This window comes from Streptomyces sp. NPDC093586 (assembly GCF_044764905.1).
Classification (GTDB): domain Bacteria; phylum Actinomycetota; class Actinomycetes; order Streptomycetales; family Streptomycetaceae; genus Streptomyces.
This window is the reverse complement of sequence record NZ_JBIWJA010000030.1, coordinates 58,575-79,843: the sequence shown is the minus strand read 5'-3', so window position 1 is coordinate 79,843 and position 21,269 is coordinate 58,575. Positions and strand designations below refer to the sequence as shown.

Here is a 21,269-nt window from a genome sequence, read left to right as displayed (position 1 = left end):
ACCCCGTCGTACGATGCCGGACGTGACGCACGACGACGCTCCGCGGCCGGCGGACCTCATGCCGTGGTCCGTCGCACCGCCGCGGCTCGGCCGGGGGTGGCCGGCGGCCCCCGACCCGGCGTCCCTGAAGGCCCGTTGGGACGCCCTGGTGAAGGCGGAGGGACCCGACCGCGAGGCGCTGTTCGAGCCGACGCGGTCACGCACGCTGCACACGGCGGTCGGGCGGCTGCCGGGCACGTCCGGCGGCACGGACCGGCTGCTGCGCGCCTCGGGGCCCTGTCCGGAGCCGGTCCGCGTGCTGCGCGCGCCCTTCGACGAGCAGTGGCTGATACCCGACCACCGGCTGATCGACGCGGCCCGTCCCGAGCTGTGGCGGGTGGCCGACGAGCGGCAGGTCTTCGTGCTGGAGGCGTCCGGCGCCGCCGGCCCCCTCCTGCTCGCGACCTCGCGCATCCCCCTGTTCGCTCCGGCCCGGGTCCGCCCGCTGCACCGGCGCCCGGGCGGGGCCGAGCCGAACCTGGCCCCCGGGCTGCTGGACCACCTGGCCGCCCGGCTCGGCCTGCGCCCCGGTCCGCTGGACGTGCTGGCGTGGATGGTGGCGGCCGTGCGTCCCGGCCCGGTGGTTCCGCTGACCGCCGATCCCGCGCAGTGGGAGCACGGCGTCGCGCTGGGCCGCCGCGCGCTGTGGCTGATGCGGCGCGACGGCGAGCGCCCCAAGCTGCCCGGCGGACGCCGCCCCTACGTCCGCGCCCCGCTGCCCGCGCGCCCGCTGACCCTGCGCTACGACCGGGACGGGGAGGCCCTGCACCTGGACGAGGGCCGTGTCTCCCCGGTACCGCCGGGCGCCTGGGACTTCGAGGTGGGCGGGGTGCGGGTCCTGGAGCAGTGGTTCGCGGCCCGCACCGCCGAGGGCGAGCCGGGCACGCTGGCGGCGATCCGCGCGGTCGGCTGGCCGCAGGCCTGGACGTCCGAGCTGCTGGAGCTGATCACGGTCCTCGCCCTGCTCGCCGAACTGCGCCCGCACTGCGCGGAGCTGACGGTGACGGACCCGGTGACGGCCACGGAACTGCGCGCCGCGGGCGTCCTGCCGGCCCCCGAGACCTCCCGCAGACCGGCCTCGGTCCTGGACGCCCGGGAGGAGGGCCCGGAGGGACAGCTGACGCTGCTGTAGGCAGCCGTCGGGACGGTCTCCCCACAGGCGCCCACCCGAAGCGGGCTCGGTCACCAGTCGTCGCCGATGTCGAAGTTGGCGTCGATCGGCATGCCGTCCTCGGCGAACACCGCCACGAAATAGGCCCCGGTCGCGACCAGGCCCGCGTACAGCTTCTCCGCCAGCTGCCAGGTCTCGGCCGTCTCGGACCGGGACCGGGCCGTCAGCATCGCCGGGGCCTTCTCGAAGACCCAGCCCGGCTCACCCTCGTCGACGTACAGGGAGACGCTCATCGCGTTGTCCTCGAACCAGTACCGGTGGCTCCCCCGGTCCCCGGCCTCCCCCGGGAAACCCGCGAAAGAGACCTCGAGAACGCGCGCGACATCGGCCCACAGCCGGTCGCCGAACCGCTCGCGGTCCCCCACGCCTTCCATGGGACCGACATTGAAGTCGAAGTCCCTTCCGGTGCCGCCGTGCACCTCGTACTTTCCCACGGGACTCTCCGTCCGATCGCTCCGGTCCGACACCGGGCGGGGCGCTACGCGAACCCGTCCAGCACCCGCTGCAGCGCCCGCTCGAACACCGCCTCCAGGTCGATCGGCCCGGCGTCCTCGGCGAAGGAGGCGGCGAGCCGGGGGTAGGCGCCGCTCGCGATCTGCCGGCCCAGGTAGGCGATCCGCGCCGCGTTCTCCTGCTCCTCGCTCCAGGGCAGCGAGCGGGTGCGCTCGGCCGTGGCGAGTTCGTTGCCGACGTAGGTCGTCACGACGCCGTTCACCATCGCCACCAGCTCCATCTTCGTGCCGTAGGGCGCGTCGAGGGGGTCGAGGCAGGCCAGGCAGTGCTCCAGGTAGCGCAGGGCGTTGGGGCTGAAGCCGTAGACCGGGGACATCAGGCGCGGAATCCAGGTGTGGCGGTGCATCAGCGCACGGGTCTGGTGCGCCACCCGGAGCATGTCGGCGCGCCAGTCCCCGCTCGGCTCCCACGGTTCGTGCTCGCCGCTGACGGCGTCCATCATCAGCTCGTACAGGTCCTCCTTGCGGGGGACGTAGTTGTACAGCGACATGGTGCCGCAGCCCAGTTCGGAGGCGACGCGGCGCATCGAGACCGCGTCCAGGCCCTCCGCGTCGGCGATCCGCACCGCGGCGGCGGCGATGTCGGCGCGGGAGTACGCCGGTCTCGGCCCCCGGCCGGTGCGCTCGGGGCGCGCCCAGATCACTTCGGGTACGGCCGCTCGGCCCGCCATCGTTCATCACCTCGGCCACCATCCTAGTTACGTACAGCGTACGTAGTGCGCTATGGTCGACCCATGACTACTACGTACGCTGTACTTAGTGAGGGTCTGGGGAAGCGCTTCGGCGACGTACGCGCGCTGCGCGGCCTGGATCTGGCGGTCGCCGAGGGCACGGTGTGCGGGCTGCTCGGTCCGAACGGGGCGGGAAAGACGACGGCGGTGCGGCTGCTGACCACGCTGCTGCGGCCGGACGCGGGCTCGGCGCGGGTCGCCGGGCACGATCTCGTGCGGGAGCCGGCCGCCGTGCGGCGCCGGATCGGGGTCACGGGGCAGTACGCGTCGGTCGACGGAGACCTCACCGGACGACAGAACCTGCGGCTGTTCGCCCGGCTGCACCGGATGCGGGACGCCTCGGCGCGGGCCGCCGAGCTGCTCGACCGGTTCGGCCTCACCGAGGCCGCCGACCGGCCCGCGTCGACCCTGTCGGGCGGCATGCGGCGCCGCCTGGACCTGGCGGCGAGCCTGATCCGCCGGCCCGAGGTGCTCTTCCTGGACGAGCCGACGACCGGCCTGGACCCGGCCAGCCGGAATCAGATCTGGGACGCCGTGCGCGCCCTGAAGGAGAACGGCACGACCGTGGTGCTGACCACGCAGTACCTGGAGGAGGCCGACCGCCTCGCCGACGACATCGCCCTGGTGGACCGGGGCCGGGTGGCGCACACGGGGTCGCCGGCCGAGCTCAAGGCACTGGTCGGAGCGCACGCGGAGGCCGTCGTCGCGGACGCGGACGCCCTGGGGCGGGCGGCGGCCGTCCTCGACCGGCTCACCGGGGCGGAGCCGGTGCTCGACCCCGAGCGCCTGACGGTCGGCGCGGTGAGCACCGACCCGACCCTCACACTCCCGCGCCTGGTCCGCGAACTCGACGCGGCGGGCGTGCCCCTGGTCGACGCGAGCCTGCGCCCGCCGACCCTGGACGACGTCTTCCTCCGTCTGACCGGCAGCAAGGAGCTCGCGGCATGAGCACGACTACGGCAACGACGACGGCAACGACCACCCCGTACGACCTGGTGTACGACGGCACCGCGATGCTGGGCCGGCAGTTGCGGCGGATCCGGAACAATCCGGGGCTGCTGATCCTCACCCAGACCATGCCGGTGACGATGCTGCTGTTCTTCGGCTACGTCTTCGGCAGCGCACTGGCCATGCCGGGCGCGGAGTACCGGTCCTTCCTGGTACCGGGCCTGCTGGTGGCGACGGCGGCGAACGGGATCATGACGGGCATGTTCCAGGCCGCCCAGGACACGCACCGGGGCGTGACGGACCGGCTGCGCACCCTGCCGGTGAGCCGGGCCGCGGTGCCGCTCGGGCAGTCGGTCGCGGACGTGCTCGTCACGGCGGCCGGGACGGTGCCGTTCCTGCTGGTCGGGCTCGCGGTGGGCTGGCGGGTGGAGGGCGGTGCGCCCGGCGCGGCGGGCGCCGTGGGGCTGTTGCTGCTGTTCCGGTTCGCGACGACGTGGATCGGAATCTTCCTGGGGCTGCTCACCCGGAGCGAGGAGGCCGCCGGTCAGCTGGGCGGGGCGACGTTCGTCCTGCCGCTGCTGTCCAACGCGTACATCCCGACCGAGGGACTGCCGGGCTGGCTGCGCACGGTCGCCGAATGGAATCCGATCAGCGCGGTGACCACGGCGCTGCGCGATCTGTTCGGCAACGCGCCCGTGCCGGAGGGGGCCGCCTGGCCGGTGGCGCATCCCGTCGCCGGATCGCTGGCCTGGTGTGCGGTACTGCTCGCGGTGTTCGCGCCGCTGGCCGTGCGCCGGTACGCGCGCGGGGAGCGCTGAGCGGGCCGGGCCTTCGTCACCACCGGGTGGGGACCGGGCGGGACGGGGATGCGCTCACGCCGGGGATCACACCGGGGGCGCCACTGCGTGCCGTGGGGATGACGGACGAGTGCGTGGCGCCGTGCCGGGACGGTGTGATCACCGTGGCGCGGACCTCAGTTGCCGCCGAACAGCGAGCGACGCAGTCGGCGCAGGGGCGCGAAGAGCGAGACCCGGCGGACCCGGACACCCCTGCTGCTGTGCTTGTGCGCGGGCTCACGCGCGGTCAGCTCGCGCATCAGCGACGTCGCCTCCAACGTCTCCCGCTGTGGAAGGGCGGGACCTCCGAGCACCGCGAGATGGCGGTCGAGGCGCGAACTGGTCGCGCTGCTCCCGCAGGTGATCGCGGGCACCCTCGCCCTGCTGCGCACTGTTATCTGTTCCATGTCACTCCCCACCCGTACGAGTCCACCCGGCCCGGGCAGGGTAACCCTATCGCCCCGGTGAGGCAGCCGTGTATCGCGGTCACAGGATTCACCTTCCCCGTAAGGGTGTTGACGATTACTCTCCGAATCCAACAGATTCCAGGGCGAGTTGGACAACGTGCCTGCTCGTCGGCCGGGCCGCGTCCGCACCGGGTCCGGCGGTCACGGCCAGTGACGTCGCGGACCGGCCCGGGTCCGACACGATCAGGGGCGTGTCGCCGCCGGGGAGCCCCGGGGAGCGCGGGCCGGCGCCGGGGCGCGTGTTCCACGGCCGGCGCGCGCGGCCGCCGGAAGGCTCGCCGTGTCCGCGCAGGGTGACGACCGCGCGCCCCTCGGTCACGGAGGCGGCCACCGCGGCCCCGGCCGTCCACGCCGCTCGTCGCGCGGGCGTCCGGGGCCGGCCGGACGTGGGCGATCTCACGCGCCGTTCCCGCGCGGTGTCCGGCTCGCCCCGGGTCCGGCCGGCCTGCACGGCGACGGCAAGAGCCGCAGCGGCGGTCACGGCGGCGCGTACGACGGCCAGGACGCGGTCGCGCAGGGCACGCGGGAGGGCGGAAGGCGCGGGCCGGTGCGCGTCGCGGTGGCCGTCGGCGCCGGATCGGTGTTCGGGGGGCGGCATCCGCACTGGGCTGAGCTACTTTTGGGAAGAATCACCGGGACCAGTGCGGGGCGGACCCGTGCGAGACGTCATAGGGGGCGCCGGTGTTCGAAGACCCCGGCAGTGAGCGTGTGGTCGCCGGCCGCTACCGTCTCCTGTCCCCTCTCGGCGAGGGCGGCATGGGCACGGTGTGGCGGGCCCGCGACGAGGTGCTGCACCGCGAGGTCGCCGTCAAGGAGGTCCGCGCGCCCGCCGGGCTCCCGGACGCCGAGGTGCGGCGGATGTACGCCCGGCTGGAGCGGGAGGCGTGGGCCGCCGCGCGCGTCGCCCACCGCAACGTCGTCACGGTGTACGACGTGGCCACCGACGACGGCCGGCCCTGGATCGTGATGGAGCTGGTGCGCGGGCTGTCCCTGGCCGACCTGCTGGACGCGGAGGGCCCGCTGGAACCGCGGCGGGCCGCCCGCGTCGGCGCCGAGGTGCTGGCCGCGCTGCGGGCCGCGCACGAAGCGGGCGTACTGCACCGGGACGTGAAACCGGCCAACGTGCTGCTGGCCAACGACGGCCGGGTGGTGCTCACCGACTTCGGGATCGCCACGGTCGAGGGCAGTTCCGCGCTGACCATGACCGGCGAGGTCGTCGGCTCTCCCGAGTTCCTCGCCCCGGAACGGGCACTGGGCCGCACGCCCGGTCCGGAGTCCGACCTGTGGTCGCTGGGCGTGCTGCTGTACGCGGCCGTCGAGGGCTCGTCGCCGTTCCGTCAGGACACCCCGCTGAGCACCCTGCGGGCGGTCGTCGACGAGGAGCTGCCGCCGCCGCACCGGGCCGGTGCGCTCGCGCCCGTCATCGAGGGCCTGCTGCGCAAGGACCCGGCCCGGCGGCTGCCGGCCGGGCGGGCCGAGCAGGACCTGCGGCTCGTCGGGGCCGGCGGCACGCCGTCCGGGGGAGGCTCGCCGGGCGCGGACACGGTGCCGGCCGGCGCGTACGCCCCGACGGCCGCGCCCCGCCCCGGGCCGGTGTCGCCGACGCCCCCGGTGCCCGTGCCCGCGACGCCGGCGGAGCCCGGGCCCACCGCGCCCGGGGAGCGGGAGGGCCGTGCACGGGCCGTGCTGGTGGTGGGGCTGGCCGTGCTCGCGCTCGCGCTGGCCGGACTGACGTACGCGCTGCTGAACCGCTCGGACGGCGGTGGCGGCACGGAGGGATCGGGCGGGAGCCGGTCACCGGGGGCGAGTCCGGCGGCGCCGAGCCGGAGCGGCGGCGGCGCGGAGCCGAGTCCGTCGGCCGGTTCCGGGAGCGGTCGTCCGGGGAGCAGCCCCCCGCCGCAGTCGGTGACGGTGGCCGTGACGGGCACGCGCACCCACTACTCGGGGAGCTGTCCCCCGCCGCACGACGGGGCGCCCGCCTTCACGGCGACGTTCACGGTGGGGCGGGTGCCGGCGCGGGTCGCCTACCGCTGGGTGACGGAGGACGGGGTGCTCTCCGACCCGGGGTGGAAGACGCTGTCCTTCCCCGCGGGCGGCGGCCGCTCGCGGCAGGACACCGTCGTCGTGACGACGGACGACGACGGCGGCGCGTTCGAGAGCGCCGTCCGCGTGGAGGTGCGGGAGCCGGTGGGGACCACGTCGGACGCGGTGGCGTTCTCGGTGTCCTGTGAGACGGGAACGGAGGCCCCGACGGGCGGGGCCTCCCCCTCCAGCGCTTCCGCTTCTCCTTCCGCTTCGGGTCAGGCGACGCCGTCGAGGACCGGCAGGTAGCCGCCCGACTGACCGGCCGCGGTCGGGTGGTACGACTCGCCGATGTTGAGCCAGTTCACGCTGTGCAGCCAGGAACTGCCGGAGCAGATCTCGTGTCCGGTGAACGGGGGACGTACGTCGCCGAAAGTGAAGCCGTGGTCGGCGGCGCGCTTGGCGATGGTGGTGTTGAGCAGGTCGGCGGCGTCGTTGATCGCCTTCCGCTTGGTCTCGGAGAGGCCGACGCAGGAGGTGCCGAGCTTGTAGAAGCGCGGGTAACCGATGACGACGACGCGGGCGTTCGGGGCCTTGCCGCGGATCGCCGAGTAGACGGTGTCGAGGTTGCCGGGAAGAGTCTGGTCGACGTACGCCCGCGCGGTGGCGACCCTCGACAGGCAGGAGCTGTCGGACTGGAGCACACAGGTCGTCATGACGTCGGCGAAACCGGCGTCGTTGCCCCCGATGCTGATGGAGACGAGACCCGTGGAGGAGCTGAGCGGGCCGAGCTGTCCGGCGACGACATCACCCGTACGGGCGCCGGAGCAGGCGGTGAAGTCGAACGACGAGGGTGAGTGCGCGGCCGCCCACAGGTACGGATAGGCCTTCGTGCTGCGCTTGCAGTCGCCGGAGGAGCTGAGGTAACTGCCCGCTCCGACGCCGGAGGAGTAGGAGTCACCGAGGGCCACGTAGCCGCCGGTGACCGCGGCGGGGGACGCCTGGGCGGTCGCGGCCCCGGTGAGGGCGGCGCCGGCGGCGAGAAGGAACGAGGTCAGGAAGCCGACAAGTCGGGAACGTCTCATGGAACCTCCCTTAGCAGGATCTCTGCCTGAACCGTGGTAGCAGCTACGCGTGTTGATAGGAAGTGTTCATGCCAAGAATGGCCTGACGATGGTTCAAAATCGGACGGAAGCCAGGGGGAACGCCAGTGCCGTCTTGACGCTCTCCGGCGGGCCGGGCCACATTGAGGCCCGGCATCTTGGGCTTCGGGGGGCAAAGCGGAACGGTCCGGGGACCCGCACTACCGCGCGAGACCGCCTCCGAGAAGAACGGATGACGGCAAAACAACAAAAACGTGAGACCTCGTTCCAGGTCTTGCCATAGGGGTTCAATCGTCAATACCGTCATACATCTCCCGCATCGGTACGTCGGCAAGCGGCTCAGGGGAGGGCTCGAGGCCGCGGCGGACCGGGAGCGGGGCGCGGTAGGGGGGTGCCGTGCTCGGTGAACCACACAGGTGGCCGGGCCGTGCCGCGCGGTCGGCTGCCGTCTTGTGCGTCGGCGTCGACAGGCTTTGCCAGCTCACCTGGCACGCACGGGGGTCCATGCCGTCGCGCCATGGGTGAGAACCCCCCTTTCGAACCGGATACAGAGCCGGACCGCCCCTGGGGCGGGCGGTCCGCCGGACGAGAGGGACCAGACTCATGAGCTCAGTTCTGCAGCCGGCGGCGACGGACAACGGTCCGTCCCCCGCCGGGAAGTACCGGCCCGTCTCCTCACACCTGGCCATCGCTCCGCCGGTGAGCGTGGTCATCCCCGCGATGAACGAGGCGGAGAACCTTCCCTACGTCTTCAAGACGCTGCCCGACTGGATCCACGAGGTCGTCCTCGTGGACGGCAACTCCACCGACGACACCGTCGAGGTCGCCCGGGAACTGTGGCCGGACGTCAAGGTCGTCGAGCAGCGCGGCAAGGGCAAGGGCGACGCGCTGATCACCGGCTTCGAGGCGTGCACCGGGGACATCATCGTCATGGTCGACGCCGACGGCTCGGCCGACGGCCAGGAGATCGTGTCGTACGTCTCCGCCCTCGTCTCGGGCGCCGACTTCGCCAAGGGCTCCCGCTTCGCCAACGGCGGCGGCACCGACGACATGACCTTCATCCGCAAGCTCGGCAACCGCGCCCTGTGCGCGGTCGTCAACCGCAAGTTCGGCGCCCGCTACACCGACCTGTGCTACGGCTACAACGCGTTCTGGCGGCACTGCCTGGACAAGATCGACCTCGACTGCACCGGCTTCGAGGTCGAGACCCTGATGAACATCCGGGTCGTCAAGGCCGGCCTCAAGGTGCAGGAGATACCCAGCCACGAGTACCTGCGCATCCACGGCGTGAGCAACCTGCGCGCCGTGCGGGACGGGCTGCGGGTGCTCAGAGTGATCCTCGAGGAGCGCTCCAACCGGCGCGCGCTGCGCAGCCGTACGCACTCGCCGACGCTCGTGTCGGCCGGCCCGGCCCGGAGGAAGGTGTCTTGAGCACTGTCGGCACCCCCCTCACGATCTCGGTGGTGATCTGCGTCTACACCGAGGACCGCTGGGAGGACATCCTCGCGGCGGTCGCCTCGGTGCGGGCGCAGTCCCACCCGGCCCTGGAGACGCTGCTGGTCGTCGACCACAACGAGGCGCTCCGGGACCGGCTGACCAAGGAGTACAAGGACGACCCGGACCTGCGGGTGTACGCCAACGCGGGCCCGCGCGGCCTGTCCGCCGGCCGCAACACCGGCATCGCGGCCTCGCGCGGCGAGGTCGTCGCCTTCCTGGACGACGACGCCGTGGCCGAGCGCGACTGGCTGCGGCACCTCGCCGCCGGGTACGCCGACCCGGCGGTCATGGCCGTCGGCGGGCGCACGGAGCCCGTCTGGGCGTCGGGGCGCCGGCCGGACTGGTTCCCGGAGGAGTTCGACTGGGTGGTGGGCTGCACGTACCGCGGCCTGCCGCCCGGCCGGGCCCGGGTGCGCAACGTGCTCGGCGGCAACGCCTCCTTCCGCCGTGAGGTGTTCGACGCGGCGGGCGGCTTCGCCACCGGTATCGGACGCGACGGCGACAAGCGTCCGCTGGGCTGCGAGGAGACGGAGCTGTGCATCCGGCTCACCCGCGCCCGGCCCGACGCGGTGCTGCTGATCGACGACCGGGCGGTGATCCACCACCGGGTGCCCGGGGCGCGGGAACACTTCGGCTACTTCCGCTCCCGCACCTACGCCGAGGGCCTGTCCAAGGCACTGGTGGCCCGCAGCGTCGGGGCGGACAAGGGCCTGGAGTCCGAACGCCGGTACGCCACCCGCGTCCTGCCGGCCGGGGTGGTGCGCGGCCTGCGCGACGCCGCGCTGGCCCGGCCGGGCGGCGCGCGCCGGGCGGGGGCGATCGTCGCCGGGGTGCTCACGGCGGCGGGCGGCTATGTGGTGGGCAGCGTACGGGCACGGCGGGGCGGGGCCACGTTCACGGTGGCCCCCGTCGAACCGGCCGAGGGGGGCGCGCATGGCTGAGGCGCCCGTGGCCGACGCGCGCGTGCCGGTCCTCATGTACCACGCGGTCGCTTCCGACCCGAGCAAAGCGACCCGCGCCCTGTCCGTGACCCCGCGGGCCTTCGCCGAGCAGATGGCGGCGATCGCCGACCGCGGCCTCACCCCGGTCGGCACCGCCGAACTGGCCGCCGCCTGGCGCGCGGGCGGCCCGCTGCCGAAGCGGCCGGTCCTGATCACCTTCGACGACGGCTACGAGGGCGTGCACCGGCACGCGCTGCCCGTGCTGGCCAAGCACGGGTTCCCGGCCACGCTGTTCGTCACGACCGGCTGGCTGCGCGGCCCGTACGGCACCGGGGGCGCCCTGGACACCATGCTCGACTGGGACCAGGTCCGCGAACTGGCCGCCGCCGGCGTGGAGATCGGCGGGCACAGCCACTCCCATCCGCAGCTCGACCAGCTCCGCGAGGACCGGCTGCGGCACGAGCTGATCCACTGCAAGGAGATCATCGCCGACCAACTGGGCGCCGCCCCGGCCTCGTTCGCCTACCCGTACGGCTACTCGGACCGCCGCGTGCGGCGGGCGGTCCGCGACACGGGGTACGCCCAGGCGCTCGCCGTCGGCAACGGCCTGGCGCACCGGCGTCAGGGGCCGTACGCCCTGCGGCGGGTCACCGTACGCCGCCGCACGGGGCCCGAGGAGTTCGCCCGGCTGGTCGAGGGACGCGCGATCGCCCGTACGTTCGCCCGTGACCGCGCCCTCACCAAGGGGTACGCCGTGCTCCGCGGGACACGCCGGGCCTGGACGCGGATGTCGGGGGCCGGTGCCTGAACCACCGGCCGCCCCGTGCCGTGCGCGCCCGGGAAACCGGGTGCGCGCGGCGACCGCGTGCCCGATCATGGCGGCATGTCCGTGAACCCGCACGACGCCCTGCCGATCCGGCTCAACGTCGACGACAGCGACTCCCCCTCCGACGTGGTCGACGCGCTGTTCCTCGGCCGTTTCGCCACCGGCGAGCAGCCGTTCGCGCACGCCGCGAACATCGACCGCGTGCGGTCCGGGGCGACGTTGCTGCCGTCCGGCGCGCGGGTGCTGCGCGTGGCCCGTGACGACGACCGCAGCGCGACCCTGGCGGAGGGCGACGGCTGGACGCTGCTCGTCTCCCGCTGGAACCGGGGCGCCGACGTCACGGTGACGGCGACCAGCGCCGCCCTGGCCGAGAAGGTGCTCGGCGACGCGACGGACGGCGCGGTGGACGAGCCGGAACCGCAGCCGGAGAACGTCACCATGGGCTTCTGGTACGTCTCCCCGCGGCGGGGCCCGCACCGCACCACCCGGCAGATCTCGGCCGGCACCTGGGACGAGGTCCGGGCCAACTACACCGCGCCGGTCGCCCGGGCGATGGACGGCCTGATGAAGACGACCCCCGAGGACATCGCGGGCCGGCTGCTGCTCCTGCACGGCCCGCCGGGCACCGGCAAGACGTCGGCGCTGCGGACGCTCGCCCGGTCCTGGCGGGACTGGTGCCAGGTGGACTGCGTGCTGGACCCCGAGCGGCTCTTCTCCGACGTCGGTTATCTGATGGACATCGCCATCGGCGAGGAGGACGCGTCGGGCAGGGACCGCTGGCGGCTGCTGCTGCTGGAGGACTGCGACGAGCTGATCCGCGGCGAGGCCAAGCACACCGCCGGACAGGCCCTGTCGCGGCTGCTGAACCTCACGGACGGCCTGCTGGGCCAGGGCCGCAACGTCCTGGTCGGCGTGACGACCAACGAGGACCTGGAGCGGCTGCACCCCGCCGTCGTCCGCCCGGGCCGGTGTCTGGCCCGCATCGAGGTGGGCCCGCTCACCCGCCGGGAGGCGGTGGACTGGCTCGGCACCGAGGAGGGCGTCGGCCGGGAGGGCGCGACGCTGGCGGAGCTGTTCGCACTGCGCCGGGGCACCTCTCCGACCACGCTGCCGGAGCCGCGGGACGGTGCGGAGGCGGGGCTGTACCTCTAGTGCCGCGACAGGCGACGTTCGCCCCGTCGCGACGCCCGGCACGCTCCCCCGGAGGGGGTGCCCCCACTCGCCGCACCGGACGGAAGCCCGAGTACGTCCAGCCCGAGTACATCCAGTGCGAGGGCTTCCGGCCGGCACTCCCCCAGCCTCCGGCCGGGGGAACCCCCGGAGCACGCACCGGACTCCGCTCCTCACCGGGCGAACGTCGCCTGCCGCGGCACTAGCCGTTCGATGGGGTGGTGACCCTGTTCGCCGGCACGTCGGGCCGGCAGTACCGGGACTGGCGGGACGTCCTGCGCCCGTCCGGCCTGCCCGTCCGGCTGTGGCTGGAGCGGTACGCGGCCGGCTTCGCGACGGTGGAGATCAACAACGCGTTCCACCGGCTGCCCACGCGGGAGACCTTCGCGGCGTGGCGCGAGCGGGTGCCGGCGGACTTCGCGGTCGCGGTCAAGGCGAGCCGCTTCCTCACCCACGTCAAACGCCTGCGGGACCCCGGGGAACCGGTCGAGCGCCTGATGTCCCATGCGGCCGGCCTGGGCGACCGCCTCGGTCCGGTGCTGCTGCAACTGCCGCCGACGCTGCGCGGCGACGCGGGGCTGCTGGACGCCTGCCTGGCGCGCTTCCCCGCCCGGCACGCGGGTCGCGGTGGAACCCCGGCACGAGTCCTGGTGGACGCCCGAGGTGCGCGGGGTGCCGGAGTCCCGGGGCGCGGCGCTGTGCTGGGCGGACGTCCTGGCCCGCCCGGTCACCCCGCTGCGGCGCACCATCGACTGGGGCTACGTCCGTTTCCACCGGGGCCGGGCCGCCGCCCGGCCGCACTACGGCCGCCGGTCGCCGGCGACGTGGATCGGCCGCATCGCCACGACCTGGCCGGACGACCACGACGTCCACACCTGCTTCAACAACGACCCGAACGGAGCGGCGGTGCGAGACGCGGTGACGTTCGCCCGGCTGACGCGGGGGCAGGCCAGTCGGCCACTCGCGCTCCGGGCCGGGGACAGCGCCCCGAAGGGGCGCGGGGCTGAGACATTGCGCGGCTCCGCCGCGTGGGCGCGACCAGCCACGACGCACCCGCAGCCGGCTTCGGACAACCGCCGCAACGGCGCTCAATCCCCGTAAGCCGCCCGCAGCGCGTCCCGCACGGCGGCCACCGCGTCCCCCTCCGGAAGCCCGAGCCGCCGAGCCCGCTCGGCATAGACCTGCGCCGCCGACGCCAACTCCCGCTCCGCCGCGGAGCCCGCGGCAGCGACGAACGTGCCGTTGCGCCCCCGCGTCTCGATCACCCCGTCCGCCTCCAGCGCCCGGTACGCCTTGGCGACCGTGTTGGCGGCGAGCCCCAGGGACTCGGCCAGTCCGCGCACCGTCGGCAGCCGGTACCCCACCGGCAGCGCGCCCGACCGCGCCTGTTCGGAGATCTGCGCGCGCACCTGCTCGTAGGGCGGGGCGCCGTCGTCGATGTGGATCGTCAAGGTCACCCGGCGATTGTCCCGCACCCGCCCGAAATCGGGAGGCATCGCGGTCCCGGTCCCGCGTAGCGTGCGGTCCCATGACCGTCATCGTGCGTGATCTGCGCCCCGGAGTACGGGCCGACCTGGAGAGCTTCGCCCGGGTCCGGCACGCCGCCCTGCCGTACATCCTGTCCACCCCGGAATCGATCCTCCACGCCCTCACCCGGACCCACCCGGACGCGCGGTTCCGCTCCCTGGTCGCGGAGGAGGACGGCGAGATCATCGGCACGGCCCAGGTCGGGCTGGTCCACGACAGTCCCGAGCCCGGACAGGGGTTCCTCAACGTCTACGTCCACCCGGACAGGGTCCGCCGCGGTGCCGGCGGGCTCCTGACGCGCACGGCCGAGGAGCACCTGGCGGGCGAGGGGGCGACGAAGCTGTTCGCCTGGGTCCTGGACGAGCCCGCCAACCTGGCCTTCGCCGAGCGGCACGGCTACGGACGGCGGCGCAGCGCCCACTTCCTGCGGCTGGACCTGGCCGGCGGCACGCTTCCGCCGCTGTGGTCCCCTCCCCCGGGCGTCGAGCTGCGCACCGCGGCCGACTTCGCGGACGATCCGCGTCCATTGTTCGAGCTGGACGCGGAGACGATGAAGGACGAACCGAGCGACGTCGACACCGAGTTCACGGACTACGAGGCGTGGCTCACGGAGACCTGGCGGCATCCGCTGCTGAACCGTGAACTGACCACGGTCGCCGTCGCCGACGGCCGCCCCGCCGCCTTCAGCGTCGCCTACACGGACGGCCACGGGCGGTACTCCACCGCCATGACCGGCACCGCCCGCGCCCACCGCGGCAAGGGGCTGGCCAAGCTCGCCAAGACCGACGCCCTGCACCGCGCCCGCGCGGCGGGGTGCACGGAGGCCTTCACGGGCAACGACACCGGCAACGGCCCGATGCTCGCCATCAACAAGGGCCTCGGGTACGAGGTCTGCGCGACGGAGGTGCGGTATGTCCGCGAACTCGGCTGAGGCACCGGGCCGGGTGGACGTCGTCCTGGTCAAGGCGGGCCGCACGAAGATCCGTTACCCGGGCGAGCTGCTGCACGACGACGGCACCCGTCTCGTGGTCCGCGCCGCCTGGGCCGGGGGCGGCGTCCGCGACTTCGGCTTCGTTCGCTTCGAGGCCGGGGACGTCTTCACCGAGTACTACTGGCGCGACCGGTGGTACTCGGTGAAGGAGGTCCGCGCCGCCACGGGTTCGGTGAAGGGCTGGTACTGCGACATCACCCGCCCCGCCGTGCTCACGGGGACCGAACTGGTCGTCGAGGACCTCGACCTGGACCTGTGGCGCTCCGCGGACGGCACGGACGTACGCCGGCTGGACGAGGACGAGTTCGCCGGGAGCGGCCTGGCGGAGCGGGACCCGGAGGCCGCCGGTGCCGCCGTGGCCGCGCTGGACGCGCTGGAGCGGCTGGCCCGCGGGGGCGGCTTCACGGACCTGCTGGCGTAGGCGCCGGAGGTCACGCGGGCAGCGCGACCACCGCGTACCGCTCGTCGTCGACCTCCTTGCCCCACAACGACGGGTCGTCCGACAGCCTCTCCACGCGGACCCGCCCGCCGAGCGGGGCGAGGAGGCCGGTGAGCCGGTCGGCGGACATGCCGACCGGGGCGACGCTCCCCCACACTCCCTCGACGAGGACCAGCCGGCCTCCCGGCCGCAGCAGCCCCCGCCAGTGCGCCAGGACGCGGCCGGGGTCGGGCAGTGTCCACAGCACGTGCCGGACCAGGACGGCGTCGAAGCGCCGGCCGCCCACCGGCGGCTCTCCCGCGTCACCGACCAGGAATGCCGCGTCATGACCGGCGAGTTTGGCCCGGGCCAGTTCCACCATGGCCGGGGACAGGTCGACGCCGGTCACCCGGTGACCCTGCTCGGCCGCGAGGAGAGACAGGCTGCCGGTGCCGCAGCCCAGGTCGAGGACGTCACCGGGCCGGGCGGGCAGCCAGGACCGGAGCCGGTCGGCCCAGGCCCGGCGCACGCCGGGCTCGCGCAGTCCGTGGTCGGACTCCTCGTCGAAGGTGGCGGCCGTGGAATCCCAGTCGACACGCACCGCGGTCGTTCCGTCACTGTCGTTCGTCATGCGCTCAAGAGTGACATCCACCACTGACAGCGATGCATCGATGAGGAACTCTCGGGGAAGGGGTCTACCTCCGTGAGAACGCGGAACCCGGTGGATCCGTGAGGAGGCAGCCATGCGCCGTCTGACCGTGCAGAAGCCCCTGAAGAAGACCGACGCCCGCCGAGTCCGCGAGGAGGCCGACGAGCGCCCCGCAGGGCGCCCGGAGGTGCGCAAGGACATCGCCCGCACGTGGTGGCCGGACAACTGACCGGGACATCCGGTGACGAGACGTCTCAGAGCAGTCGCTTGCGGTAGTGGACGCGGTCGTAGGGCCCGTCCACCCGGCGCTCCACGACCTCGTAGCCGTACTTCGGGTAGATCCGCCGGTTCTCCCACATCAGCGCGTTCGTGTAGAGCCTGACCTCGGGCAGGCCCAGCGCACGCGCGCGGGCGTCCACGAACCGCAGCAGCCGCCGCCCCACGCCCGTGCCGTGCGCGTCGGGGTGGACGGCGATGCTGTCGAGGAAGAGATGGTCCTCGAACGCCTCCAGCACCACGAGGCCCACGACGGGCTCGCCCGTGACGAACACCCTTCCCGCGGCCACGTCCGCCGCGTGGTCCGCCTCCATGGGCTGCGGCACCACCCCTATGCGCTCGATGTAGGGGCGGTACGCCGCGTCGGTGACGGCCCCGACCGCGGGCACGTCGGCCGGCGTCGCCGGTCTGGTCTCCTCGTTCGTCACAGGGTGAAGGGTAGTTATCTGAGCGGAGCCTGAGGACTCCCTTAACGCGACCATAAGGATCACCGGCATCCGCTCCCAGCAGGGGGTTTCGCGGTTTCCAGGGACTAGCTTGCTGATCACCCCCCGGGTTTTGGCCCATGTACCAGACCGTTTCGAGGAGTTCCGCATGCCCGCATCCCGCAGGGCCGCCGCCGTCACCGTCGCCGGCCTCGCCCCGCTCGCCCTGACCGCACTGGCCGCCGCCCCCGCGTCGGCGCACGGCTCGATGGGCGACCCGGTCAGCCGGGTGTCGCAGTGCTACGCCGAAGGCCCCGAGAACCCGAAGACGGCCGCGTGCCGGGCCGTGGTCGCGGCCGGCGGCACCCAGGCGCTCTACGACTGGAACGGCATCCGCGTCGGCGACGCCGGCGGACGGCACCAGCAGGTGATCCCGGACGGCAAGCTGTGCAGCGCGAACAACCCGGAGTTCAAGGGCCTCGACCTGGTCCGCGCCGACTGGCCCACGACCGGCGTGCACAGCGGCTCGTACACCTTCAAGTACCGTGTGACCGCCCCGCACAAGGGCACGTTCAAGGTCTACATCACCAAGCCCGGGTACGACCCCGCCAAGGCGCCGGGCTGGGGCGACCTGGACCTGTCCGCCCCGGTGGCGACGGTCACCGACCCGGTGGCCTCGGGCGGCTACTACACGTTCTCCGGCACCCTGCCCAAGCGCTCCGGCAAGCACCTGCTGTACGCGGTCTGGCAGCGCTCGGACAGCCCGGAGGCGTTCTACTCCTGCTCGGACGTGTCCTTCGGCGGCAAGAGCGGCGGCAGCGGCGCGAGCGGTGACGCGAAGGGGGACGCCGCCCCGGCGCCGTCGGCCTCCGCACCGTCCGAGGAGCAGCTCGCGGCGGCGGCCGGCAAGTCGACGGTCGAGCACCACGGGCACGGCGACCAGGACGCCGCGACGACGACGGACCCGACCGCCCCGGAAAAGGCCCCCGAGGCCGCCGCGGCCGGTGAGGGCAACGAGGTCGAGGCCGCCGGTGCCGGCGGCGGGAACCTCGCCGAGACCGGCGGCGACAGCAGCACCCCGTACATCGCCGTCGGCGGTGCCGCGGTCCTGGCGCTCGGCGCGGCGGCGCTGTTCGCGTCGGTCCGCCGACGGGCACTGACCGGCGGCCGTCACGGCCGCTGACCGGATACCGCGGTGCTCGTCCGACGGCTGGGACCGGACAAGCCCCGCGGTGTGAGGGGTCACCAGGCGGGCCGTACGGGCCCGCCCCGCGCGACGCGGGCCAGAAGGCCGTACAGCGCACGGACCTCGTCCTCGCCGATCACGTCCGTCCACCCGCGCACGGCCTCGGCCGCCGCCTCCTCGGCGGCCCGCGTGCACGCCCGCCCCCGCTCGGTCAGCACGACCAGCCGGGCCCGCGCGTCGGCGGGATGCGGCCGGCGTTCGGCGTACCCCTTGCGGACGAGCTCGTCGACGAGCTGACTGGCGGCCTGCTTGGTCACCCCGAGGTGCGCGGCGAGGTCGGTGACCGTCGCGCCGTCCGGGGCGAGCCGGGCGAAGGCGAAACCGTGGGCGGGCCGCAGCCCTTCGAAGCCGCGGGCGACGACGCCCTCGTGGATGCGCTGCGTGAGCCCGCCGGCGGCGGCGAGCAGGGCGGCGGACAGGGCCATGGCGTCGGAGTTGTGCACGGGGGCATTGAAACATCCTTGACGAATCGGTCAAGCAGCTTGACTATAGGGTCCGGAAAGTCAGTCAACCTGCTTGACCATTCTCATGAGGAGGCCGTCATGCCCGTCGTCCGCTCGTCCGAAGCCGTCGTCCACGAGATCCACGGCGCCCGCTTCGTCTCGTACGCCAATCCCCGCACCGGCAGCAAGGAGCTGTGCGCCTGGCGGGGCGAGATACCGGCCGGGACGAAGGCGCCCGCGCACACCGTCGACCGGGAGGAGATCTTCCACCTGCTCACCGGTGAGCTGCTGATCACCCTCGACGGCCGCGCCGAGCACGTCGCCGCGGGCGACACCGTGATCATCAACGCGGGTGCGACGCTGGCGGTGGAGAACCCCACCGACCGGACCGCGACGTCCTGGGTGACCACCTCCGTCGGCCTGGAGGCCGAACTCGCCGACGGCACCCGGATCACTCCCCCGTGGGCCAACTGACCCCTTCCCGCCGTGGGCCGATCCCCGAATCCGCGTGCGTCACCCGTTCGGCCCCCGCCCGCCTGCGCGCACGCCCGCCGCCCCGGACCGTGGGGACATGGCGCACACCCCAGGCACCGGCACCCGGAGCAGCTCCTTCCTCGGGGAGGTGAGGGACGCCGTCACCCCGCGGGCCACCGTGCTCGTGCTCGGCGTGATCGCGCTCCAGCTGCTGTTCATCGCCTCCTACGTGGGAGCGCTGCACCACCCGAGGCCGAAGGACGTGCCCTTCGGAGTCGTCGCGCCCGGGGGCGCGGCCGCGCAGACGGTGGCCCGGCTGGAGCGGCTGCCCGGGTCGCCGCTGGACCCGCGCACGGTGGCCGACGCGGCGGGTGCCCGGAAGCAGATCATGGACCGGGAGATCGACGGCGCGCTGGTCGTCCAGCCCTCCGGCCGCACCGACACCCTGCTGGTCGCCACCGGCGGCGGCACCGCCCTCGCCACCGCCCTGAAGAGCATCGTCACCCGTGCCGAGGGGGCCGAGGGCCGCGCGCTGCGGACCGTGGACGTCACCCCGGCCTCCCCACAGGACTTCAACGGACTGTCGTCCTTCTACCTGGTCGTGGGCTGGTGCGTCGGCGGTTACCTGTGCGCCTCGATCCTGGCGATCAGCACCGGCGCCCGGCCCGCCAACCCGCGCCGCGCGGCGATCCGGCTGATCGCGATGGCGCTGGTCGCGATCGTCGGCGGTCTGGGCGGCGCGGTGATCATCGGTCCGATCCTGGGCGCGCTGCCCGGCGGCGTGGTGGACCTGTGGGGGCTGGGCGCCCTGATCACCTTCGCGGTGGGCGCCGCCACGCTCGCGCTCCAGGGCCTCTTCGGGATCGTCGGCATCGGGCTGACCATCCTGCTGGTCGTGATCGCGGGCAACCCGAGCGCGGGCGGCGCCTTCCCGCTGCCGATGCTGCCACCGTTCTGGAAGGCGATCGGCCCGGCGCTGCCGCCGGGCGCGGGGACGTGGGCGGCGCGCTCGATCGCGTACTTCAGGGGCAACGCGATGACCGGCCAGTTGCTGGTGCTGTGGGCGTGGGCGGTCGCGGGGACGGTCGTCACGATGCTGTCGGCCGTGCTGCGCAGCAGACGGGACGAGGCGGAGCTGCCCACACAGGCCGGCTGACCCGCACGCACGCGGACGTCCCGCCCCCCGCGCGGGACGGGACTCCACGGGTGTGCGCGCTCAGCCGATCTGCGTACCGGTGGCCGACAGGGCCTCCGTCACCGGCTGGAAGAAGGTCTCCCCGCCCGAGGCGCAGTCACCGCTGCCGCCGGAGGTGAGGCCGACGGCCTTGTCGCCCGAGAAGAGCGAGCCGCCGCTGTCGCCGGGCTCGGCGCAGACGTCGGTCCGGATCAGGCCGTTGACGATGTCGCCGTTGCCGTAGTTCACGGTGGTGTCCAGGCCGGTGACCGTGCCGTCGTGCACCTGGGTGGTGGAGCCGCTGCGGGTCACCGCCATGCCGACGGTGGCCTCGGCCGCGCCCGAGATCGCCTGCGCGGAGCCGTTGTAGAGGTTCACCTCGCTCGGGTGGTCCACGCCGGCGGTGTACTTGACCAGGCCGTAGTCGTTGCCCGGGAAGCTGGAGACCTCGTTCCGGCCGATCACGGTGCCGGAGGAGTCCGACCAGCTGGAGATGGCCTCGGTGCAGTGCCCGGCGGTGAGGAAGTACGGTTCGCCGCCCCTGGTCACGTTGAAGCCGAGCGAGCAGCGCCCGCCGCCTCCGGTGATGGCGTCGCCACCCGCGACGAAGGGCTTGTACTCGCCCTTGGTCCGCCTGAGTTCGGCCTTGGCACCGAGCCCGTCGACCACCTCGGTCAGTCTGGCCCACTCGGTCTTCGAGACCGTGCGGTCGGCGGTGACGACGACCTTGTTGGTGACCGGGTCGGCCACCCAGGAGGTGCCCGGGACGGCCGCCTTCTCGGCGAGGGTGGCGCGCGCGCTCCTCAGTTCGGCGAGCGAGTTCTCGACGATTCTCGCCTTGGCGCCGGCCTGCTCGACGGTCCGCGCGGCGGTCTCGTCGAGCACGTTGACGACGAGGCTCTTGGCCTGCGCGTCGTAGTACGTGCCCGCCGCGTCGGCGCCGAGGTCGCCGAGCAGCGTGGAGGCGAGCTTTCCGGCCGCCGTGACCGACAGGGTCTCGGGCGCGGAGGTCCTCGGGGGCTCGCCGGCGTTCGCACTCTGGAAGGTGACTCCCGCGACGACCAGTGCGGTGACGCCCGCACCTGCCACGGCCGCCCGTCGCCCGGGTATGCGTCGGTGCTTCAACTCACGTCCTCCTGTGGGGGGTCGGTCCGGGCGGTTGTGGGGACCTCACGGACCGGAAGGCTGGTTGGCGGCCGTCACTCTTCCGAACCCCGCAAGGGGCGCACAAGGTCGACTTCAGGACGTGCGCACGACAACTCCAGTGCGCGCACACGGCCTTCACCCTCCCTGTCCCTTCCAGGAGGATTCGCGGAGCGGAATCGCGCCGTGGACACCGCGAGCGGTCGACACGGGCGGACGGCCGCAAGGGGGAGCCCCCGC

Annotated in this window: 23 protein-coding genes and 1 pseudogene; 15 read left to right on the top strand and 9 right to left on the bottom strand. The window is 73.7% G+C overall.

Annotated features, from left to right (window positions below; translation table 11 throughout):
* Positions 1 to 13: 13 nt before the first annotated feature.
* Positions 14 to 1,171 (top strand): type ISP restriction/modification enzyme, encoded by a 1,158-nt coding sequence (locus ACIRFH_RS26830; RefSeq protein ID WP_403525828.1) that lies wholly within the window; start codon positions 14 to 16, stop codon positions 1,169 to 1,171.
* A gap of 50 nt (positions 1,172 to 1,221) precedes the next feature.
* Here the strand turns inward: ACIRFH_RS26830 and ACIRFH_RS26825 are convergent, their stop codons facing one another.
* Together ACIRFH_RS26825 and ACIRFH_RS26820 are read right to left on the bottom strand one after the other, a co-directional pair.
* Positions 1,222 to 1,644 carry a hypothetical protein gene (locus ACIRFH_RS26825; RefSeq protein WP_403525825.1) on the bottom strand — a complete coding sequence of 141 codons (423 nt, stop codon included), beginning with the start codon at positions 1,642 to 1,644 and terminating at the stop codon, positions 1,222 to 1,224.
* Between the two features lie 44 nt (positions 1,645 to 1,688).
* On the bottom strand, positions 1,689 to 2,393 hold the full coding sequence (locus tag ACIRFH_RS26820; protein WP_403525822.1) for a TetR/AcrR family transcriptional regulator C-terminal domain-containing protein: 705 nt from the start codon (positions 2,391 to 2,393) through the stop codon (positions 1,689 to 1,691).
* Between the two features lie 63 nt (positions 2,394 to 2,456).
* Here ACIRFH_RS26820 and ACIRFH_RS26815 point away from each other — a divergent pair, with 63 nt between their 5' ends.
* On the top strand, positions 2,457 to 3,401 hold the full coding sequence (locus tag ACIRFH_RS26815; RefSeq protein ID WP_403525819.1) for an ATP-binding cassette domain-containing protein: 945 nt from the start codon (positions 2,457 to 2,459) through the stop codon (positions 3,399 to 3,401).
* Positions 3,398 to 4,219 (top strand): ABC transporter permease, encoded by an 822-nt coding sequence (locus tag ACIRFH_RS26810; RefSeq protein ID WP_403525816.1) that lies wholly within the window; start codon positions 3,398 to 3,400, stop codon positions 4,217 to 4,219. Before ACIRFH_RS26815 ends, ACIRFH_RS26810 begins: the two co-directional genes overlap by 4 nt.
* Positions 4,220 to 4,374: 155 nt before the next feature.
* On the opposite strand, the gene ACIRFH_RS26805 is transcribed toward ACIRFH_RS26810, so the two are convergent.
* Entirely contained in the window at positions 4,375 to 4,644 is a 270-nt protein-coding gene (locus tag ACIRFH_RS26805; RefSeq protein ID WP_403525813.1) for a hypothetical protein, read from the bottom strand.
* 741 nt (positions 4,645 to 5,385) lie between these two features.
* On the opposite strand from ACIRFH_RS26805, the gene ACIRFH_RS26800 reads away from it, so the two are divergent.
* Complete coding sequence (locus tag ACIRFH_RS26800; RefSeq protein WP_403525810.1) at positions 5,386 to 7,035, top strand: serine/threonine-protein kinase; 1,650 nt, start codon at positions 5,386 to 5,388, stop codon at positions 7,033 to 7,035.
* Here the strand turns inward: ACIRFH_RS26800 and ACIRFH_RS26795 are convergent.
* Entirely contained in the window at positions 7,005 to 7,811 is an 807-nt protein-coding gene (locus ACIRFH_RS26795) for an SGNH/GDSL hydrolase family protein (protein ID WP_403525807.1), read from the bottom strand. The genes ACIRFH_RS26800 and ACIRFH_RS26795 overlap by 31 nt on opposite strands.
* Before the next feature lie 621 nt (positions 7,812 to 8,432).
* Between ACIRFH_RS26795 and ACIRFH_RS26790 the strand changes: the two genes are divergently transcribed.
* The 5 genes and pseudogenes from ACIRFH_RS26790 to ACIRFH_RS26770 all read left to right on the top strand — a co-directional run bounded on the left by ACIRFH_RS26790 (position 8,433) and on the right by ACIRFH_RS26770 (position 13,270).
* A complete protein-coding gene (locus tag ACIRFH_RS26790) occupies positions 8,433 to 9,260 on the top strand; it encodes a glycosyltransferase family 2 protein (protein WP_403525804.1) in 828 nt (275 codons plus the stop codon).
* Positions 9,257 to 10,267: a glycosyltransferase family 2 protein gene (locus tag ACIRFH_RS26785; protein ID WP_403525801.1), complete on the top strand. Its 1,011-nt coding sequence runs from the start codon at positions 9,257 to 9,259 to the stop codon at positions 10,265 to 10,267. Before ACIRFH_RS26790 ends, ACIRFH_RS26785 begins: the two co-directional genes overlap by 4 nt.
* A complete protein-coding gene (locus tag ACIRFH_RS26780) occupies positions 10,260 to 11,075 on the top strand; it encodes a polysaccharide deacetylase family protein (RefSeq protein ID WP_403525798.1) in 816 nt (271 codons plus the stop codon). The genes ACIRFH_RS26785 and ACIRFH_RS26780 overlap by 8 nt, the downstream gene beginning before the upstream one ends.
* 75 nt (positions 11,076 to 11,150) lie before the next feature.
* A complete protein-coding gene (locus ACIRFH_RS26775; protein WP_403525795.1) occupies positions 11,151 to 12,245 on the top strand; it encodes a DUF5925 domain-containing protein in 1,095 nt (364 codons plus the stop codon).
* A gap of 239 nt (positions 12,246 to 12,484) precedes the next feature.
* Positions 12,485 to 13,270 (top strand): annotated as a pseudogene (locus ACIRFH_RS26770) (DUF72 domain-containing protein).
* An 81-nt stretch (positions 13,271 to 13,351) separates the two neighbouring features.
* Here ACIRFH_RS26770 and ACIRFH_RS26765 read toward each other — a convergent pair.
* Positions 13,352 to 13,720, bottom strand: a complete 369-nt coding sequence (locus ACIRFH_RS26765; RefSeq protein ID WP_403525792.1) for a GntR family transcriptional regulator — start codon at positions 13,718 to 13,720, stop codon at positions 13,352 to 13,354.
* 71 nt (positions 13,721 to 13,791) lie between these two features.
* Here ACIRFH_RS26765 and ACIRFH_RS26760 point away from each other — a divergent pair, with 71 nt between their 5' ends.
* Both ACIRFH_RS26760 and ACIRFH_RS26755 read left to right on the top strand, forming a co-directional pair.
* Complete coding sequence (locus ACIRFH_RS26760) at positions 13,792 to 14,721, top strand: GNAT family N-acetyltransferase (RefSeq protein ID WP_403525789.1); 930 nt, start codon at positions 13,792 to 13,794, stop codon at positions 14,719 to 14,721.
* The gene (locus tag ACIRFH_RS26755) at positions 14,702 to 15,202 is read left to right on the top strand and encodes a DUF402 domain-containing protein (RefSeq protein WP_403525786.1); all 501 of its coding nucleotides are present in this window, start codon (positions 14,702 to 14,704) and stop codon (positions 15,200 to 15,202) included. Before ACIRFH_RS26760 ends, ACIRFH_RS26755 begins: the two co-directional genes overlap by 20 nt.
* Positions 15,203 to 15,212: 10 nt before the next feature.
* Here the strand turns inward: ACIRFH_RS26755 and ACIRFH_RS26750 are convergent, their stop codons facing one another.
* Entirely contained in the window at positions 15,213 to 15,830 is a 618-nt protein-coding gene (locus ACIRFH_RS26750; protein ID WP_403525783.1) for a class I SAM-dependent methyltransferase, read from the bottom strand.
* A 112-nt stretch (positions 15,831 to 15,942) separates the two neighbouring features.
* On the opposite strand from ACIRFH_RS26750, the gene ACIRFH_RS26745 reads away from it, so the two are divergent.
* Positions 15,943 to 16,077, top strand: coding sequence for a hypothetical protein (locus tag ACIRFH_RS26745; RefSeq protein WP_077799539.1), 135 nt, complete (start codon positions 15,943 to 15,945; stop codon positions 16,075 to 16,077).
* 25 nt (positions 16,078 to 16,102) lie between these two features.
* Here the strand turns inward: ACIRFH_RS26745 and ACIRFH_RS26740 are convergent, their stop codons facing one another.
* Positions 16,103 to 16,552 carry a GNAT family N-acetyltransferase gene (locus ACIRFH_RS26740; protein ID WP_403525780.1) on the bottom strand — a complete coding sequence of 150 codons (450 nt, stop codon included), beginning with the start codon at positions 16,550 to 16,552 and terminating at the stop codon, positions 16,103 to 16,105.
* Positions 16,553 to 16,718: 166 nt separating this feature from the next.
* On the opposite strand from ACIRFH_RS26740, the gene ACIRFH_RS26735 reads away from it, so the two are divergent.
* A complete protein-coding gene (locus tag ACIRFH_RS26735) occupies positions 16,719 to 17,732 on the top strand; it encodes a lytic polysaccharide monooxygenase (RefSeq protein ID WP_403525777.1) in 1,014 nt (337 codons plus the stop codon).
* 59 nt (positions 17,733 to 17,791) lie between these two features.
* On the opposite strand, the gene ACIRFH_RS26730 is transcribed toward ACIRFH_RS26735, so the two are convergent.
* Positions 17,792 to 18,238: a MarR family winged helix-turn-helix transcriptional regulator gene (locus ACIRFH_RS26730; RefSeq protein ID WP_403525774.1), complete on the bottom strand. Its 447-nt coding sequence runs from the start codon at positions 18,236 to 18,238 to the stop codon at positions 17,792 to 17,794.
* 99 nt (positions 18,239 to 18,337) lie between these two features.
* Between ACIRFH_RS26730 and ACIRFH_RS26725 the strand changes: the two genes are divergently transcribed.
* Both ACIRFH_RS26725 and ACIRFH_RS26720 read left to right on the top strand, forming a co-directional pair.
* Positions 18,338 to 18,712 (top strand): cupin domain-containing protein, encoded by a 375-nt coding sequence (locus ACIRFH_RS26725; RefSeq protein WP_403525771.1) that lies wholly within the window; start codon positions 18,338 to 18,340, stop codon positions 18,710 to 18,712.
* Between the two features lie 97 nt (positions 18,713 to 18,809).
* A complete protein-coding gene (locus ACIRFH_RS26720; RefSeq protein ID WP_403525768.1) occupies positions 18,810 to 19,868 on the top strand; it encodes a DUF3533 domain-containing protein in 1,059 nt (352 codons plus the stop codon).
* A 60-nt stretch (positions 19,869 to 19,928) separates the two neighbouring features.
* On the opposite strand, the gene ACIRFH_RS26715 is transcribed toward ACIRFH_RS26720, so the two are convergent.
* On the bottom strand, positions 19,929 to 21,011 hold the full coding sequence (locus ACIRFH_RS26715; RefSeq protein WP_403525765.1) for a S1 family peptidase: 1,083 nt from the start codon (positions 21,009 to 21,011) through the stop codon (positions 19,929 to 19,931).
* Positions 21,012 to 21,269 lie beyond the last annotated feature (258 nt).